This window comes from uncultured Campylobacter sp., assembly GCF_937921625.1.
Lineage (GTDB): Bacteria > Campylobacterota > Campylobacteria > Campylobacterales > Campylobacteraceae > Campylobacter_B.
On sequence record NZ_CAKZTI010000009.1, the window covers coordinates 1 to 15157 of the forward strand.

The following is a 15157-nucleotide window of genomic DNA, read 5'->3' on the forward strand; positions in this document are numbered from 1 at the left end:
AAAGTTATATTATTTCTTTAAGAATAAGCATGCTTAGGATTAAATTTTATTAGGAAAGGACGGTTTGAAATGGAATTTCTTATTTTGACGCTATTTTTGATCAGCGGGCTTATATTATATTTTAAGCCGCAGAGGAAAAATCTAGCTACGGGCTGTGCGGCGGCAGGCTGCGCGATACTGATCGCGCTCGAGTTTTACGTAAATTTATGGGTCGTCGTGCCGGTAGGCAACTTTTAGGAGGGCGATATGCAAAATTTAGAACAAAATCAAATTCCCGCCGCCGAGCGAGGATTTTTCAACCTAATGTCGCTAGCCATCATTGCCCTCGTGGCGCTCCCGGTCGGTATAGCCTGCTTGATACTGGGCTTTGGTATGGGGGATAGCCCGTGCGTGATGTGCTGGGCGGAGAGGATCACGATGATAGCCATCAGCCTTATCGCGCTTTTTATCCTTAGATACGGCTTAAGACCCGGCTACGTCGCGGCGCTTTTGCTAATGGCTTGCTGGGGGATATTCAACGGCTTTATCCACTACAGCCTTGATGGGACGTTCGGCGGCTACCTCGACATAAAGCAGGGTTTCGGACTTGAAATTTTAGGTGCGCACACGCAGCTTTGGGTCATCGTCGTGGATTTTTGCGTAATCGCATTTTTGGCGGTCATATTTTTATGTAGCAAAAATTTAGGTGAGATAATGAAAAAGAGCACGAGCGGCGAATACGGCGAGTTTTTGCGCTATTTGCCTCTGGGCAAGATTGCAAATTTAATCTTCATCGTCATCATCGCCGCAAACTGCGCGCAGGCTTTCATTGTCTCAGGCCCGCCGCCGTATCTAGGCTCTAGTACGCCGGCTAGACTAAGTCTTGATCCCGCCAAATGGTTTTGGGAGAAAGATCACTGGCAAAGCGCGCTTGATTTTAGATTTGATTGGAATCCGGAGCTTCCGGATCTGCCAAACTAAGGAGCAAAAAGATGAAAAAGCTGATGATTTTTATGGCGCTAGCGGCTCTGGCGTTTGGGTTTGAGTTTAATCTTGATAGCAAAGCGGGCGCGCTTGAAGGCGTGAAAGAGCTCGGCGCACCGAGTGCTGAAGTGAGTTTAAGCCTACAAAACGACGCACCGATTACGGGGGCGGACTACGACGCAGATAAAAAGCAGTTTGCGCTGGTTTCGAAAAATAACGAATTTTACGTTGCGGACGAAAATTTAAAGCCGCTTAGATACGGCAAGCACGATCGCCACTTTATAATGGAGATGGAAGCGACCGTGGGCGCAGCGTGGTACAAAAACGAGCTCGGCATGATAAGCTTTAATAAAACCTTCGTATTTTATGAGCCTACGGACGGGCTTAGTGCAGAGGAGCAAAATAGCCAATGGAGGCATTTGACCGAGGGCTGGGATAAATGGAAGCTAAATGATCTCGGCAACAAAGGGCGCTTCTCCACGCTTCGAGCAAAGCAGCAATATATCCTCGGCTGGGATTACGACGCGGCTGCGAATAAATTTATCGTTGCGTCCGTGCCTAACGACGTGAGAGATTATTGGAGCGTGGCGGTGTTTGACGGCGACGATAAGATGATTTTGGAGGAGTTTATTCCGCAAATCGGCTCAAATTTAAAGCTAAAAGAGGGCAGGAGTCTAGGCGAATACTATGTCACGGGCATCGACGCTCAGCCTGATGCCGTTTATCTTTTGAGTAAAAATTTCTCGACCATTTTAAAGCTAAATTTACAAACGCATGCAATTGAGGATGCGTATAGTTTTAGCGGGGCGGCAAACGCAAGAGCGCTTGCGGTGAAAGACGGCAAATTTTATGTTTTTTCGCGCGAAGGCAAAGAAAATAAAGTTTTCATATACGATATGAAATAAAGCCCACATTTAAGGAGAAGAGATGCAAAGACGTTCTTTCTTAAAAGGCGCGGGAGCGGCTCTGGCTACGGCGGGAGCCTCTCCAAGCCTATTTGGTATGGAGCAGTTTGAGGTGGATTTTAAACCGAAATCCTATAAAAACGAGCAGGGCGTAGAGTATCACTATCTCACCTGTCCTAGAAACTGCCGCGACGCCTGTTCGATGATCGCAGAGATCAAAGACGGTAAGATGGTTAGTATCAAGGGCGATCCGAAACACCCTTTAACGCAAGGCACGGTCTGCGTTAAAGGTCATACTTACGCAATGCATCTATACAATGCCGATCGCATAATGTATCCGATGAAGCGCGTCGGTAAAAAGTGCGAGGGCAAATGGGAGCGCATCAGTTGGGATCAAGCGCTAAAAGAGATAGCCGCGAAGCTTACCGAGATCAAGGCGAAATACGGCGGCGAGGCGCTGACGGAATTTGTCTATTCGGGCAACGAAGGGCATATCTCAAAGACGATCGCGCCGGGAAATTTCTTTGAAAAATACGGCGCTACAAGGCTTGTACGTAACCCGTGCGACTGGCCGCGCTATGCGGGCACGCCGAGCGTTATCGGCACGGACTTTTCAAAAGACGCGCTGGAAGTGGATGAGAGCGATATGTATATCAGCTGGGGCTCAAACGAAGCCTATACGGCGGTGCACTGGATTAGATTTGCCCACCGCGTCAAAAAACGAGGCGGCAAGATCATCGTCATAAATACGATCAGAATTCCGCTCGCAAACCAAGCCGATATGTTTATCCAGCTAAAGCCTTCGAGCGATCCGGCATTTTGTCTAGCGGTCTGCAAATTTTTGATAGAAGAAGATCTATATGATCATGAATTCGTAGAAAAATATACAACCGGCTTTGAGGATCTAGTACATGAGTGCTCACTCTACACTTATGGCGAACTATCTGAAATGTGCGGAGCAAGCGTCGATCAGATCAAAGTCTTTGCGCGAGAATACGCCCACGCCAAAGCGCCTGCCATTATGCACGGCGACGGCGGCCAAAGACACTTTAACGGAGCAAGGCTAGTGCGCGCGGTTACTTTCTTGCCGGTACTTACGGGCTGCCTTACAAAACTTGGCGGCGGATTATTCTGGGCTTACGTGCATGTAAAGGGCTGCTTTAACTTCGATAACTGTATGCCAGATCTTTCGCCGAAAGATGCGGAGGGTAAAAAGATAGAGCGCCAGCAGGTAAGCTACGTAGAATTTGGCAAAGGCATCCAAAAGGAAAATCCGACCTATTTGGGTAAGCCGATAAATACGGTCATTCGCGCCTGTATCAACTACAACTCAAATTTAATGGTAACGGCGCCGAATACGAATTTAATCAAAAAACGCGTGATGGACGACGATTTTTTCTTGATAGTCATCGATCCTTACGATACCGACACCTGCGATTACGCTGACTACGTATTGCCGGGCGTTACTTTTATGGAGAGCGAAGATATTCAAAACGATCAAATTTCAGGCTATGTCTGCTACAACGCCCAAAGCGTCAAGCCGCTGGGCGAAGCCAAGACGAATTTAGAATTTTTTAACGCTCTAGCCAAGGCGATGGGATATACCGAGGAGTGCTTCGACTGGGATAGCGAGACGGTTTGCAGAAGGTTTTTGGATACGGAATTTGCCAAAAAGCAAAATATCACCTACGAAAAGCTAAAAAGCGTAGGCTGGATCAAACCGTTTAGGACGCCTGAGACGATGAAGGATCAGTTTCCTTACTACCCTTATGCGCCGAAGGACAAGCTTGTATTCGGTACTAAAAGCGGCAAGTGCGAGCTTTACTCCGAAGCTTTCAAGGACGCAGGCTATCACCCGGTAATCGATCTCGACGACGATTGGGATTACTACGAAAGGCATAAAAATTTCGGCAAAGATTATTTGAAAAAGTATCCGCTTTATTTTATGACGCCGGGTACACAGCTTCAGGATAACTCAAATTGGGGCAATATGCCCTACATCCTAAAACGCGTCATCGTAAAGGGCAACGCCGAGCTATTTATGACGCGCGAGGATATGCTGGCGCGCGGTATCAAAGAGGGCGATACGGTTGAAGCCACGAATGAAAAGGGCACGGCGATATTTACGGCGGTTGAGACTAATCAGATGCAGCCGGGCATCGTCTATGCATGGAATAATATCTGGGTCAAAGTCACCAAATCTCGCACGGGAGCGAACATCCTTTGCTCGGACGGAGTGAGCGATTTGGGTAACGGATCGACCTATACTGCAAGCTTTTGCGAAGTGCGAAAAGCGGCGCAGCAGATGAGTTGAGTCTGCTTGTCTTACGACTAATGTTTAAATTTTAGGCGATACGGAGCTTAGGGTAAACAAATACGACGCGACCGAAAGTCGTGTTGTGCTTTAGGTGGGTGCAGGGAGCGCTTGCGCTTCCGCTCGCAGGGCGGACTTTGTTCGCCCGAGAAGTAAAGGAAGAAAAAATGAAACGAAAACAAGGATTTTTATTTGATTACAACTTTTGCATAGGCTGTAAGGCGTGTGAAATTTCATGTCAGGTCTATCATAACCAAGACCCCGATATCAACTGGCGCCATGTCGATATGATGCTAATCCATGAAGATGAGATCGAAAAGGAAATTTTCATATCGCATTCGTGTCACCATTGCGATGAGCCTGCATGTATGGACGTTTGCCCCGTAGGAGCTTACATTAAGCTTGAAAACGGCATAGTTCAGCCGCTGCACGATAAATGTATCGGTTGCGGATACTGCATCGTAGCCTGTCCTTACGGCTCGATAACCAAAGACAAAGACGGCAAAGCGCAAAAGTGCAACCTCTGCGCCGAGAAGCTCGAGCGCGGCGAGGAGCCTGCATGCGTGGCGGGCTGCCCTTGCGATGTACTAAAGCTAGTCGATAGCGACGTGAGCGATAGCGCGGGGATGGAGAAAGAGATGCCGGGCTTTAAGCGCTTTTTTACTAAGCCGAACATCCGCTTCTATCCTCGTATGAAGCGCAATGAGTTTATCCACTAAGGATAAAAAGATGCGTAATTTAAAGCAGAGTCTTTGCGTCGAGGACTTTTTGAGGCAGGTATTTTTGGTGCCTCTTACCGGTGAAAATTTGGACGAGCTTTTAAATTTGACGCAGGATTTTGCGCCTAAGCTTAAAGAGCATAAATTTATCCTCGAATTTGCCGAATGCAAAAGCGAGCCAAACTTAATTGATGAAATTCGCTACGAATTCAATAGGCTCTTCGTAGGTCCTAAGCGCCCCAAAGCCGAGCCTTACGAGTCGGTGTATTTCGACTATCAAACGATGTTCGGGGCAAAGACAATGCAGGTGCGAAGCTTTTACGAGAGCTCTGGGCTAAAACTCGAGGATGCGCAGCTTGATAAATTTCCCGACGATTTCATCGGGTACGAGCTGCAATATCTTTATTTTCTAAGTTTTAGCGCGCTAAAAGCGGAGGATGAGGCTAAATTTAACGAAATTCTGCGTAAAAAGGCGGAATTTATCGCCGCTCATCCGTCGCAGTGGTTTTGCAAATTTGCCGCTCGTTGCGACGAGCACGCAAATTTAGACCTTTGGAAGAGTTTCGGGAGCTTTTTAAATCTCTACCTAAATAGCGAGATGGATGCGCTGAAAAGTGCGCTAAAAGATCCTGAAATTTTTAAAAATTTAAAGGAATGACAATGGTACAGACGACTTGGGGATGGCTCATAGTCATCTATTTGTTTTTAGGCGGTTTAGGCGCCGGGGCGTTTTTGTGCTCGGCTTTGGCTTACAAAGGCTTTTTGGGCTCATTAAACGAGAGGTTTTATAAATTCGGCTTTCTGCTAGCACCCGTTGCGGTAATAATAGGAACCGCACTTCTGCTGTTTGACTTGGCGCCGAGCGCCGCGATAAATCCTCTTAAAATTTTACAGCTCTACACGCGCCCGGTTTCGATGATGAGCATAGGCACATATTTGCTTACGTTTTTCATCGTGGTTAGCGTTTTGGTGCTTTTGCAGATCAAAAAGAGCGGTAAAATTTGCGATATGATGCTCGCGTTCGGAGCTATTTTGGCACTTGGAGTGGTGGGATATACGGGGCTACTGCTTTACGTCGTAAAGGCGATCCCGCTTTGGGCTAGCGTGTGGCTGCCGATTTTATTTACGATCTCCGCGATCTCTACGGGGCTTAGTGCGAACGCCGCCGCTACGCTAAATGCAGGGCACGGGCTAAGCCACTGCGCGCATAAATTTCACGTCGTGCTAGTCGCGCTCGAGATCGTTGCGGTGCTAGCGCTGTTTGCGAGCGTGAGAAGTGAGGCTGCGGGTATGGCTAGCGTAACTAAGATAGTCAGCGGCTCGCTTGCGCCGATGTTTTGGATAGGCTTTGTCATGTTTGGACTTGCTCTGCCGCTGCTGGGCGGAAGTAAATTTATGTTTCGCAGCTGCAGCGTGAATGCGGACGGCAGCATCTGCGCGCACGGCGGCGAGGAGGTAAAAAGCTGTGTTTATAACGAATACGGCGTGCTTGTGGGCGGCTTTTGCTTAAGAGCGTTTATCGTGCTCGGCGCGGTCTATATATTTTAACTCCTCCTTTCTGATACTGGTCGGGCGCAAGTCCGACCTTTAAATTTTAACTTTAAATTGTGATTTTTCGATAGGCCACCAAAAGAGACACAACATTACATAACTCTTGATTTTAAATATTGTGGGTAAAATTTAACCACATTTGATAGATTATGATATTAAATTTGGCAGCAGACATCATAGCTCGTTAAATAACTATTTTCTATCAAATACACAGGACTTTAATTCTTGATAAACACTCATATCTGAAGTTATTAGCTCTGATAAGTTTATTTTAAATTTATCAGAGCTAATAGGGGTTGAAATTGAGCAAATACTTTTGATCAGCGAAAATTGTGATTTAACATCCGAATTTACTAAATCTGTAAAATTTTGTTTGTATTTAACTTCATCAAAGTTTTTTTGATTTACTTCACAATATTTTCTCAATACCTCTTCATCAAATAAATAGTTTTCGATTTCCCACCTTTTCATTACTCTAAATCTTACATCTTGATTAGCTAAGTACTCTAGCCTCTCTTTTTCTGATACTAGCTTTCCTGATGCCATATCTCGATCTCTAAATACCCAAATCTCCATATCAGGAAATACTTTGCCTAATATCGCCAATGCAATACAACTTCTTTGATCCAACTCTGTATTTCCACCGCTAGAGACGAAAACAGTATCTGGATACTCTGTATTAAAAATATTATTTAAAACTTGAGCGTCAAGCCCTCTTTCAGAGCCATCTGGTCTGGGTCCATCTCGTCCTTCGCAATAAATAATTCTATTAGGAGCTATTAATCCAGTTAAGTCATCTAGAGCTGTGCTGAAAATAGATTTCCATGTTGTTCTATTATTTGCAACCGGGGTCAATGTTATAGCTTCTGAAGCAAATCTCATATTATCTTCAAAGTGAATAACTTGACATTTCCCAGATAGCTCTTCTTGAAATGCCCGTAAAAAACCAATACTGTGAGTTGCAATCCAAATTTGACCTCCATCATCTATTAGTTTATCTATTTCTATTATTAATTTTCTCTGAACTGCTGTATTGATATGTAATTCAGGCTCATCTAATAAGAATATAGAATTTTTATATTTCTCTCTTCTTAAAAATAAATCTAATAAAATATCAACAACTTCCTTTTCTCCGGCAGAGAGACTATCAAATGAGAATGTTATATCTGAATCTGATTTTTTAAAATTTAGCGTACCATTATTTTGTGCCACATTTCCTAAACTAACAATTTCTAAATCTAAACAGTTTTTTATAGATTGGTTTAATAAGCCCATGACTTCGATCTTAGCTTCAGATGGCCTAATATCTTTCTCTTCCATAGATTTGTTATAAAATCCCAATAATCTTCTATAATTATTCTCTACTTTACTGTCTAAATTTAATGAACAGCTTGCTCCATCGGAATTGTTTTCAATGTGGTCTGTTGCTCTAATCTCGCTGATATTTAAACTAGTGTTATAACGATATGGGCTTCTGAATGAAAAAATAATTCTCCTATTGTTCTTATAGAAATCATGATTATGATATAATTCGCTATTGTCAATTATATTGCCCTCATCATCTAAATATTCAATCGATATTAATTCATACGCATTCTTATTGTCTGTTCTGTAGAATATTTCCGGTATACTACCGCTCCCAATGTTCCCACCATAACTTCTTCCGCATGCAATAAAAGCATCTAAAACACTACTTTTGCCGCATCCATTAGTACCAACCAATGCGATTATTTTCGCTGGCTTATTGCCTAAATCTAAAGTTAGATCCTTAAATCTTTTAAAATCTTTTATATTTACCTTTGATATTTTCATACTTAGTCCATTCTGAAGGGGATATTAATTTTTCGTAAATTACTCAAAATTTACACTAATTCTTCCTCGAAAAATAGCTTACCGCATACTACGCTACTCCGTCTGGTTCCATGCACCCTGCGTCCAGAGAATCTTCACCAGTGATCAGGCTTCGTGGAGTCTGCTAAATTTACGATACCTAGTACCGATGCCTTTTTGATGAGTTTATTTTACCATCGTTTTTATAACCTTTTCGGTCTCTTTTTGTCTACATTTGGCATATGGGTCATCCTGCCTGCTTTCATCGGCGTGCAATATGCTGGCAGTTTTAGAATTTACTCTTTCATTTTTGCTCCTTTTGGTTAAATTTACAATGACATTATAACAAAATGGACTTTAAGCGACTTGGCAAAAGTTATTTGATAGATATCAATTCGACAATGAGCGAGGGGCTAAATACTATGTTTTAGATTATTTTTAAATAAGCCGCCCAAAAGACGGCTTAAATTTTACCTCTCAAAAATAAAAATTTTATTCACGCCGCTTTCTCTGGACGCGATGTAGAATTTACTCTCTTTGATAGCTAGCGCATGCGCGTCGCTCGCGCCTTCAAAGCTATAAATCTCCACGATCTTTCTGCTGCGCGGATCAAGCTTTAGGATGCTTGAGTATTGCTTCGAGAGTAGATAAACAAACTCGCCGCTCGCATCCATACCCGTGATATAGTAGTCGTTTATATCCCTGCCGTCTTTTACGCCGAGAGCCTCATCGAAGCTCGGCGCGAATTCGCTCGAGAGCAGATTGTCGGCATCGCTAAAGCTCGCTATGCTCCAGCTTGCTTTGATGTCGTCGGGCACGCTAGCGACGAAAAACTCGCCGTAGAAATCCGAGTGATCCCACGAGAGGATAAACTGCTGTTTAGCGCGCACGGTGGAGTAGCGGTCCTTGAAATCGAGCGTGAAATTTTCATATCCGTCGTGCAGATAGCGCCACGCCTTGTTCGCTTCCTCTTTACTTTGATTCGGTGCGGGCTTGAAAAACTCATAGGTTTTATTATAGCTCATGAGCCCTACCGAGCCTTTAAAAAAGCTCGCCGCGACGGTTTCTTCCATCTGCATTATCCAATCGGGCGTGCTTCGTAGATAGCTTTTTACGGTTTTTAGCTCGCCGTCCATTTCGTAGAGCTCGAATTTTAGCGTGCCGAGCAAGAAGCTTCCGCTTGCCGCGTCGTAGTCAAGCCCCGTGACTGGGTTATTGTTGTTTAAATTTAATGTTATCTCACCGCTTTTACGTAATGGTGTTAAATTTGTCACTGCGCCGTCCGCAGGATTTAGATTAAATTCGCCGCCTAGCGCCAGTGCAGCGCACAAAAGGGTTAAGGTTAAAATTTTTCTCATATCGCGACCTCACTTCGGTAAATTCGGTAGTTTTGGATTCCAGTTTTCGCGGAAGTCAATTTCGGTTTCCTCCCAGTGATCAAGCTCCCAAAACCACTTTGACGGATCGATGCTCATGCGCGAAGGCGTCGCGGAGGCTAGATAGGGCGGCGGGCCTGCGGTGATAAAGGCCTGCACGCAGTTAAAAGCCATGATGATCGCAAAGGCTGCCACGGCTATCTTGCCTAGCGCGAAGCTCGGCAGAACCGCACCGTATGCGCCCTCTTCGCTTTTTTGCATTATTTTGCCTACGTTTTTGCCTAGCAGCAAAATCACGCCTAAAAAGATAATGACGCAAAAATGCACCACTACGACCCAAAATTGCGTGTGCGCGCCTAAAATTTCAAGCCCGAAGCCCTGCTTGATGTCGAGGTAGCCGCCGCCGGTACCGTCGAGGCTGTAGTGCAAAAAGCCGTCGTATAGCCCGAGGCATGCTAAAAAGAGGATTGCGGCTAGGTATTTGACTGTAAAGCCGTATCTAACGATCAATAGGGCCATAAATGAGATCGCGACCATGCAAAATCTCTCGTGCCAGCACATGATGCAGGGGCTATCGCCCATGCCAAAGCCCAAAACCAAACACGCGATACCTACGGGTAGGACGATGAGGGCAAGGGCGGCAAGGGCAAAAAGATTAAAAAACCGCTTTTCATCTTCGCCCCAGCCCGCAGAAATCTCGGCGCCGCGAATGAAGCTTTGAGGCATTTTATCTTGCAAACTTTTCATTGCTCGCTCCTAAAAATTTCCCATAGGTACGACGGCAAATTTATTCACCCACGCCATCATGATGACGAGTATCGCGATACCCGCGATACCAAAGCCCATAACCGCGCGCTTTTTCTCGGGTCTAAACCACAACAAAAGACCTGCGACGAAAAACATCAGAACCATTAAAAATTCCATATTTTCTCCTTTCTCGCTGAAATTTAATATCGTAAAAATATTACTATTTTGCTTATTAGACGTATATTAAAAATTATGTTTTTATCGGTATAAATAAATTTTTTATGAAATTTCATGATGCTAAAATAGCTATTTTTAAGAAAATTTTTTCTATTTCAGCTTGATTTAAATTTATTTAAAACGTTTCGGTTGACTTGATTCTGCTTGTGCAGGTCGCGTGATAAAACGCTGCGCAATTGAAATTATAAAATTTAGCAACAAGATGGGCAATGACTTTTAGCGTAGCAGCAAGCAAGCAGGGGGGGCAGTTATCGTTACGGTATAGGCCAGCTTTCTTGTAGTGTGATACCCCCTTACAGTGTGTTAGCCATACTGCACGCAATTATTCTCTTGTGTCTTGGTTGCCCCTCTTATGACGTGCCTATTTTTCTACCAGGCGTTTGTTTCTGTCGCGGATGCTACTTTATTGCGTAGTTATTTCGGCTTACGCTCGACATAAAATTTTTAAGATTACCGAAGCTCATCCAAGCCGACCGTTTTAATTTTACCTGCTTCTTAGCCTCGAAGCGTCTGCGCGTGAGCTTTAGGCGGCATGCCGAATATCCTCGCGTACTCCCTGCTGAATTGCGACGGGCTTTCGTATCCGACGTCAAAGGCCGCTTGAGAAGCCGTGCTATCGCTGTTTTGCAAGATATATCTAGCTTCCTGCAGTCTAATGCGCTTTTGAAAATCAAGTGGGCTTAGCGCGGTAATTTTTTTGAAATTATGGTAAAACGACGATGGACTAATGCCGAGCTCGGCCGCCAACTCGCGCATGTTGATCGGCTCTTTGAAGCGGCTTTTAATTTTCCTCATTGCGCGCGATGGAGTTTTCCGTCGTGCCCTGCATAACGAAGCGGCTGAGAAATCCCCCGGCGCCGCTTAAGATCAGCATGTATAAAATTTCTTTTATCGCCAAACGCTCGAGGTGCTTTAGGCTCGCAGGCTCTCGCCGTAGCAAAGATATGAGCCTAGAAACGGCGTCCGCGATCTCGTATCTCATATCACCGAAGTATAGGCTGCTTTTAAGTCTGCCAGCGCGGCTCTGCTCCTCTATTTCTTTGAGCGCTTTAAGAATATCCTCGCTTTGAAATTTAATGCTTACCGATAGAAACGGGTAGTGCTCTACTCGCCCCAAAGCGGCAGGCCGTTTGCGCAAAGTAGGAATTTTTGCGTGTCGTAGCGATACTGCTTGCCGCTAAATTCCACCATTTTACCGCCGCGCAGACACAAGCACGCGCTGGGCTCATAGATCGTCTCGATGAAGTCTGGGGCTTTTTTGACGGTAGAAGCTAAGCGCCCCTATAGGCATCTGAACGTGTCCGTAGGTGGGATATAGCTCGTCTGCGATCTTTGCGGCGTCTTTTAAAATTTTATCTACTTCGTTCATGCTCGCTCCTTTAAATTTATGCAGATTACACCTACATTTGCACGATTAGGCAAGAAATTTGGACTATCGTGCTACCGCAAAATTTTAAAAAAGGCTATAATTTAGCAACTTTATTTAAGGGAGAAAAGATGACAAATTTTAGTTTTTGCAACCCCGTGAGGATAGAATTTGGCAAGGGTAAAGAGGAGCATATCGGGCAGTATATGAAGGAAGCGGGCGCGAAAAAAGCTCTCGTACTATACGGTAGCGAGCGCGTGCGAAAGAGCGGTCTGATGGGCGTCGTGGAGAGCAGCTTAAAGGCAAGCGGTATAGAATTTACGCAGCTTGGCGGCATAAAATCAAATCCCGTGCTAAGCAAGGTAAACGAAGCGATCAAGCTCGCTAAAGAATTTGGCGCCGATAGCGTGCTTGCTGTGGGCGGCGGAAGCGTGCTGGACTCGGCGAAAGCCGTAGCCGCGGGCGCCTGCTACGAGGGCGACGTGTGGGATTTTTTCACCGGCAAAAGCCCGAGCGTTACGCTTAAAATTTTTGACATCATCACCCTTGCCGCGACGGGCTCGGAGATGAACTGCGGCGGCGTGGTGACCAAGGAGCAGACCAAACAAAAATACGCGATCAACGCACCTTGTCTATACCCGAAAGTCTCGGTCATAAACCCGCAGCTGCAAGCAACCGTCAGCCGCGAGTATCTCGTATATAGTGCTAGCGACATCATCGCCCACAGCATCGAGGGGTATTTTACCGCTAGCGTCCATCCAGACATCGTGCGAGCCTATATCGAAGCCAACATCAAAACCGTCATCCGCACGACTGAAATTCTACTCGCAGATCCGAGCGATTACGATGCGCGCGCCGAGTTTGCGTGGGCCGCAACGATGGCGCTAAATGGGTTAACCTACGTGGGCGTGGGCGGCTTCGGCTATCCGAATCATATGATCGAGCACGCGATGAGTGCGGTCGTGGACTGCGCGCACGGAGCCGGTCTTAGCGTGGTAATGCCTGCGTGGATGAGGTGGTATAAGGATAGGAATTTAAGCGCGTTTGAGCGTTTCGCTCGCGAAATTTTCGGCCTTAAAAGCGCGGATGAAGGCACCCTGGCGCTTAAGGCGTGGTTTGATAAGATCGGCACGCCGACTAGCCTGGCACAGCTCGGTATTGAAGGTAAGGTACTAGACGAGGTCATAGACGTAGCCACGACAAACGCTAAAGCGTGGAATATGGCGGAGCTTTACAGCCGCGAAAATATCGCTAAAATTTTAGATTTTGCAAAATAAGCCGCGAGTGCATAGATAAAATTTAAACAGAAAGGACGAGCGATCGCCCTTTTCCGAAAAGGCAGGCGGCAGTGTGGGTGCGCTAGAGATTGATATTTCTAAAAAACAAGCGGCAGCGCAGATAGCGAGATGATCGTCTTGTATCCCTTAAAAGTCCGCGAGGCTCGCTGTGAGAGGGTGGCGGCGACAAGCGGTGCGCCTAAATTTAAAGCTCAGACGACTGCGGATCGAGCGTGAAATTTAGCTATGTTTGGAAAAGTAAATTTTGCCACATAATACTTGTACCGAATTTGATACGCAAATCTTGCAATAAATTTTACTCCGGCGCGAAGTTTTATCGCGTTTAATGGCTTTGCTTAAACGCTCTTATCTCGCGCTATCTAAAAATTCGCTCGTTAAATTTGAATCTCGGCTTTATATTTGTGATTGCGAAATTTGCTTTTACGTGCCGCTGCGTATTTAAATTTATCCCTCGATGCTAAGCAGATCGCCGAAAATTTCTTTACAATACTGCATGAAGCGTTTGGGAATTTTAACGCCGCGAATATCCACGGTAATGACGCTGTCTTGGATCTCAAAAACGATAAGCTCGCTAGTGATTTTCATCGCCTTGCAGCCGTTATAGCATACGTCGCCTACACTTGGCGTATAAGCCGTTATGCGGCGCGTCTGCGTCCTCATACCGCCCGAGCTTGATCGGTCTTTGGAAAAGCAGATAGTTCTTATAGTCGTACTTGTCGTCCGCAAGGCCTATCATATAATAATTCTCGGCGCTGTTTTTGGAAGCGGTCGCAACACCTGCTTTAAAATTTAGTCTAAACATAAATTCTGCTTTGGCAAAAAACGGCAAATTTTACCGCTTCAAATTTACACGAGCTGTGCGCCCCTGCCCTTTACGACCTCGCCGATGACGTAGCCGTCCGAGTTAGCTAGCACGAAGTCCGCGTTTTGCTTCGGCGCTACGACGATCATGCCAACGCCCATATTAAACGTCCTCATCATCTCGGCCGGTTCGACCTTTTGCGCGATGATTTTAAAGATTTCGGGTGTGCGGATCGCGGCATGCTCGATCTTTGCGCCCAGCCCCTTTGGAAATACGCGCGGCAGATTTTCCACGATGCCGCCGCCCGTGATGTGCGCTAGAGCGTGGATCTTGTCTTTTAAATTTAAAAAGTCGGCGACGTAGATCTTGGTCGGCTCTAAAAGCACGTCGATGAGCGCGCGACTGCCCACTTTGTCGTCAAATTTTAGTCCTAGCTCGGCAACCACTTTTCGCGCGAGTGAGAAACCGTTTGAGTGCAGGCCGCTGCTAGGAAGCGCGATGAGCACGTCGCCCTCACGGACGAACTTGCGGCGGTCGATCTCGTCTTCTTCGGCGATACCCACGGCAAAGCCCGCGAGGTCGAAGTCGCCCTTTTCATACATCGAGGGCATCTCCGCCGTTTCGCCGCCGATCAGCGCGCAACGGGCGAGTTTGCAGCCCTCGGCGATGCTTTTTACGACCTCTTTGGCATCGCTGATCTCGAGTTTCGCCGTCGCATAGTAGTCGAGGAAAAATAGCGGCTCAGCGAAGTTGCAGATGAGGTCGTTTACGCACATCGCGACGAGATCCTGGCCTACGCCCTCAAATTTGCGCGCGTCGATCGCGAGTCGCAGCTTTGTGCCCACGCCGTCGGTGGCACCTAGGATCGCAGGTTTTTTGTAGCCTGCAGGCAGCCTCACCGCGCCGCTAAACGAGCCGATACCGCCCAAAACGTGCGGAGTTTGCGCCCTTTTGACGAACGGTTTTATCGCGTTTATGAACTCATTTCCCGCGTCTATATCGACGCCAGCGTCTTTGTAGCTTATCAAATTTTTCCTCCAAGATGGTAT

The 15157-nt window shown here is 46.1% G+C and carries 19 protein-coding genes; 8 read left to right on the top strand and 11 right to left on the bottom strand.

Annotated elements, in window-relative coordinates:
- The first annotated feature begins 69 nt into the window (after nt 1–69).
- The 7 genes from Q0101_RS01290 to nrfD all read left to right on the top strand — a co-directional run bounded on the left by Q0101_RS01290 (nt 70) and on the right by nrfD (nt 6449).
- The gene (locus Q0101_RS01290) at nt 70–237 is read left to right on the top strand and encodes a hypothetical protein (RefSeq protein ID WP_169765898.1); all 168 of its coding nucleotides are present in this window, start codon (nt 70–72) and stop codon (nt 235–237) included.
- Between the two features lie 9 nt (nt 238–246).
- Entirely contained in the window at nt 247–960 is a 714-nt protein-coding gene (locus Q0101_RS01295) for a disulfide bond formation protein B (protein WP_297941575.1), read from the top strand.
- Between the two features lie 11 nt (nt 961–971).
- On the top strand, nt 972–1868 hold the full coding sequence (locus Q0101_RS01300; RefSeq protein WP_297941576.1) for a hypothetical protein: 897 nt from the start codon (nt 972–974) through the stop codon (nt 1866–1868).
- Between the two features lie 22 nt (nt 1869–1890).
- Nucleotides 1891–4182: a molybdopterin-dependent oxidoreductase gene (locus Q0101_RS01305; RefSeq protein WP_297941577.1), complete on the top strand. Its 2292-nt coding sequence runs from the start codon at nt 1891–1893 to the stop codon at nt 4180–4182.
- Nucleotides 4183–4349: 167 nt separating this feature from the next.
- Entirely contained in the window at nt 4350–4901 is a 552-nt protein-coding gene (locus Q0101_RS01310; RefSeq protein WP_297941578.1) for a 4Fe-4S dicluster domain-containing protein, read from the top strand.
- Nucleotides 4902–4911: 10 nt separating this feature from the next.
- The gene (locus Q0101_RS01315) at nt 4912–5559 is read left to right on the top strand and encodes a molecular chaperone (RefSeq protein WP_297941579.1); all 648 of its coding nucleotides are present in this window, start codon (nt 4912–4914) and stop codon (nt 5557–5559) included.
- 2 nt (nt 5560–5561) lie between these two features.
- Nucleotides 5562–6449, top strand: a complete 888-nt coding sequence (gene nrfD / locus Q0101_RS01320; protein WP_297941581.1) for an NrfD/PsrC family molybdoenzyme membrane anchor subunit — start codon at nt 5562–5564, stop codon at nt 6447–6449.
- Nucleotides 6450–6644: 195 nt separating this feature from the next.
- On the opposite strand, the gene Q0101_RS01325 is transcribed toward nrfD, so the two are convergent.
- The 8 genes from Q0101_RS01325 to Q0101_RS01360 form a co-directional block, all read right to left on the bottom strand.
- A complete protein-coding gene (locus tag Q0101_RS01325) occupies nt 6645–8264 on the bottom strand; it encodes an AAA family ATPase (RefSeq protein ID WP_297941582.1) in 1620 nt (539 codons plus the stop codon).
- Nucleotides 8265–8752: 488 nt separating this feature from the next.
- Nucleotides 8753–9640 (bottom strand): hypothetical protein, encoded by an 888-nt coding sequence (locus Q0101_RS01330; protein WP_297941583.1) that lies wholly within the window; start codon nt 9638–9640, stop codon nt 8753–8755.
- A 9-nt stretch (nt 9641–9649) separates the two neighbouring features.
- A complete protein-coding gene (locus Q0101_RS01335; protein WP_297941584.1) occupies nt 9650–10405 on the bottom strand; it encodes a disulfide bond formation protein B in 756 nt (251 codons plus the stop codon).
- Between the two features lie 9 nt (nt 10406–10414).
- On the bottom strand, nt 10415–10582 hold the full coding sequence (locus Q0101_RS01340) for a hypothetical protein (RefSeq protein WP_291938627.1): 168 nt from the start codon (nt 10580–10582) through the stop codon (nt 10415–10417).
- 555 nt (nt 10583–11137) lie between these two features.
- Nucleotides 11138–11437, bottom strand: a complete 300-nt coding sequence (locus Q0101_RS01345; protein WP_297941585.1) for an AraC family transcriptional regulator — start codon at nt 11435–11437, stop codon at nt 11138–11140.
- Nucleotides 11424–11759 carry an AraC family transcriptional regulator N-terminal domain-containing protein gene (locus tag Q0101_RS01350; protein ID WP_297941586.1) on the bottom strand — a complete coding sequence of 112 codons (336 nt, stop codon included), beginning with the start codon at nt 11757–11759 and terminating at the stop codon, nt 11424–11426. Before Q0101_RS01350 ends, Q0101_RS01345 begins: the two co-directional genes overlap by 14 nt.
- Nucleotides 11747–11854, bottom strand: a complete 108-nt coding sequence (locus tag Q0101_RS01355) for a hypothetical protein (RefSeq protein ID WP_297941588.1) — start codon at nt 11852–11854, stop codon at nt 11747–11749. The genes Q0101_RS01350 and Q0101_RS01355 overlap by 13 nt, the downstream gene beginning before the upstream one ends.
- A gap of 13 nt (nt 11855–11867) precedes the next feature.
- Nucleotides 11868–12011: a hypothetical protein gene (locus Q0101_RS01360; RefSeq protein WP_297941589.1), complete on the bottom strand. Its 144-nt coding sequence runs from the start codon at nt 12009–12011 to the stop codon at nt 11868–11870.
- Between the two features lie 128 nt (nt 12012–12139).
- On the opposite strand from Q0101_RS01360, the gene Q0101_RS01365 reads away from it, so the two are divergent.
- The gene (locus Q0101_RS01365) at nt 12140–13285 is read left to right on the top strand and encodes an iron-containing alcohol dehydrogenase (RefSeq protein ID WP_297941590.1); all 1146 of its coding nucleotides are present in this window, start codon (nt 12140–12142) and stop codon (nt 13283–13285) included.
- Between the two features lie 465 nt (nt 13286–13750).
- Here the strand turns inward: Q0101_RS01365 and Q0101_RS01370 are convergent, their stop codons facing one another.
- From Q0101_RS01370 to purM, 3 genes are read right to left on the bottom strand one after another with little or no spacing between them, the layout of a single operon-like run.
- Nucleotides 13751–13891, bottom strand: a complete 141-nt coding sequence (locus Q0101_RS01370; protein ID WP_297941592.1) for a hypothetical protein — start codon at nt 13889–13891, stop codon at nt 13751–13753.
- A gap of 13 nt (nt 13892–13904) precedes the next feature.
- Nucleotides 13905–14108, bottom strand: coding sequence for an Imm10 family immunity protein (locus tag Q0101_RS01375; protein ID WP_297941594.1), 204 nt, complete (start codon nt 14106–14108; stop codon nt 13905–13907).
- Between the two features lie 44 nt (nt 14109–14152).
- Nucleotides 14153–15136, bottom strand: a complete 984-nt coding sequence (gene purM, locus Q0101_RS01380) for a phosphoribosylformylglycinamidine cyclo-ligase (RefSeq protein ID WP_297941596.1) — start codon at nt 15134–15136, stop codon at nt 14153–14155.
- Nucleotides 15137–15157: the final 21 nt, after the last annotated feature.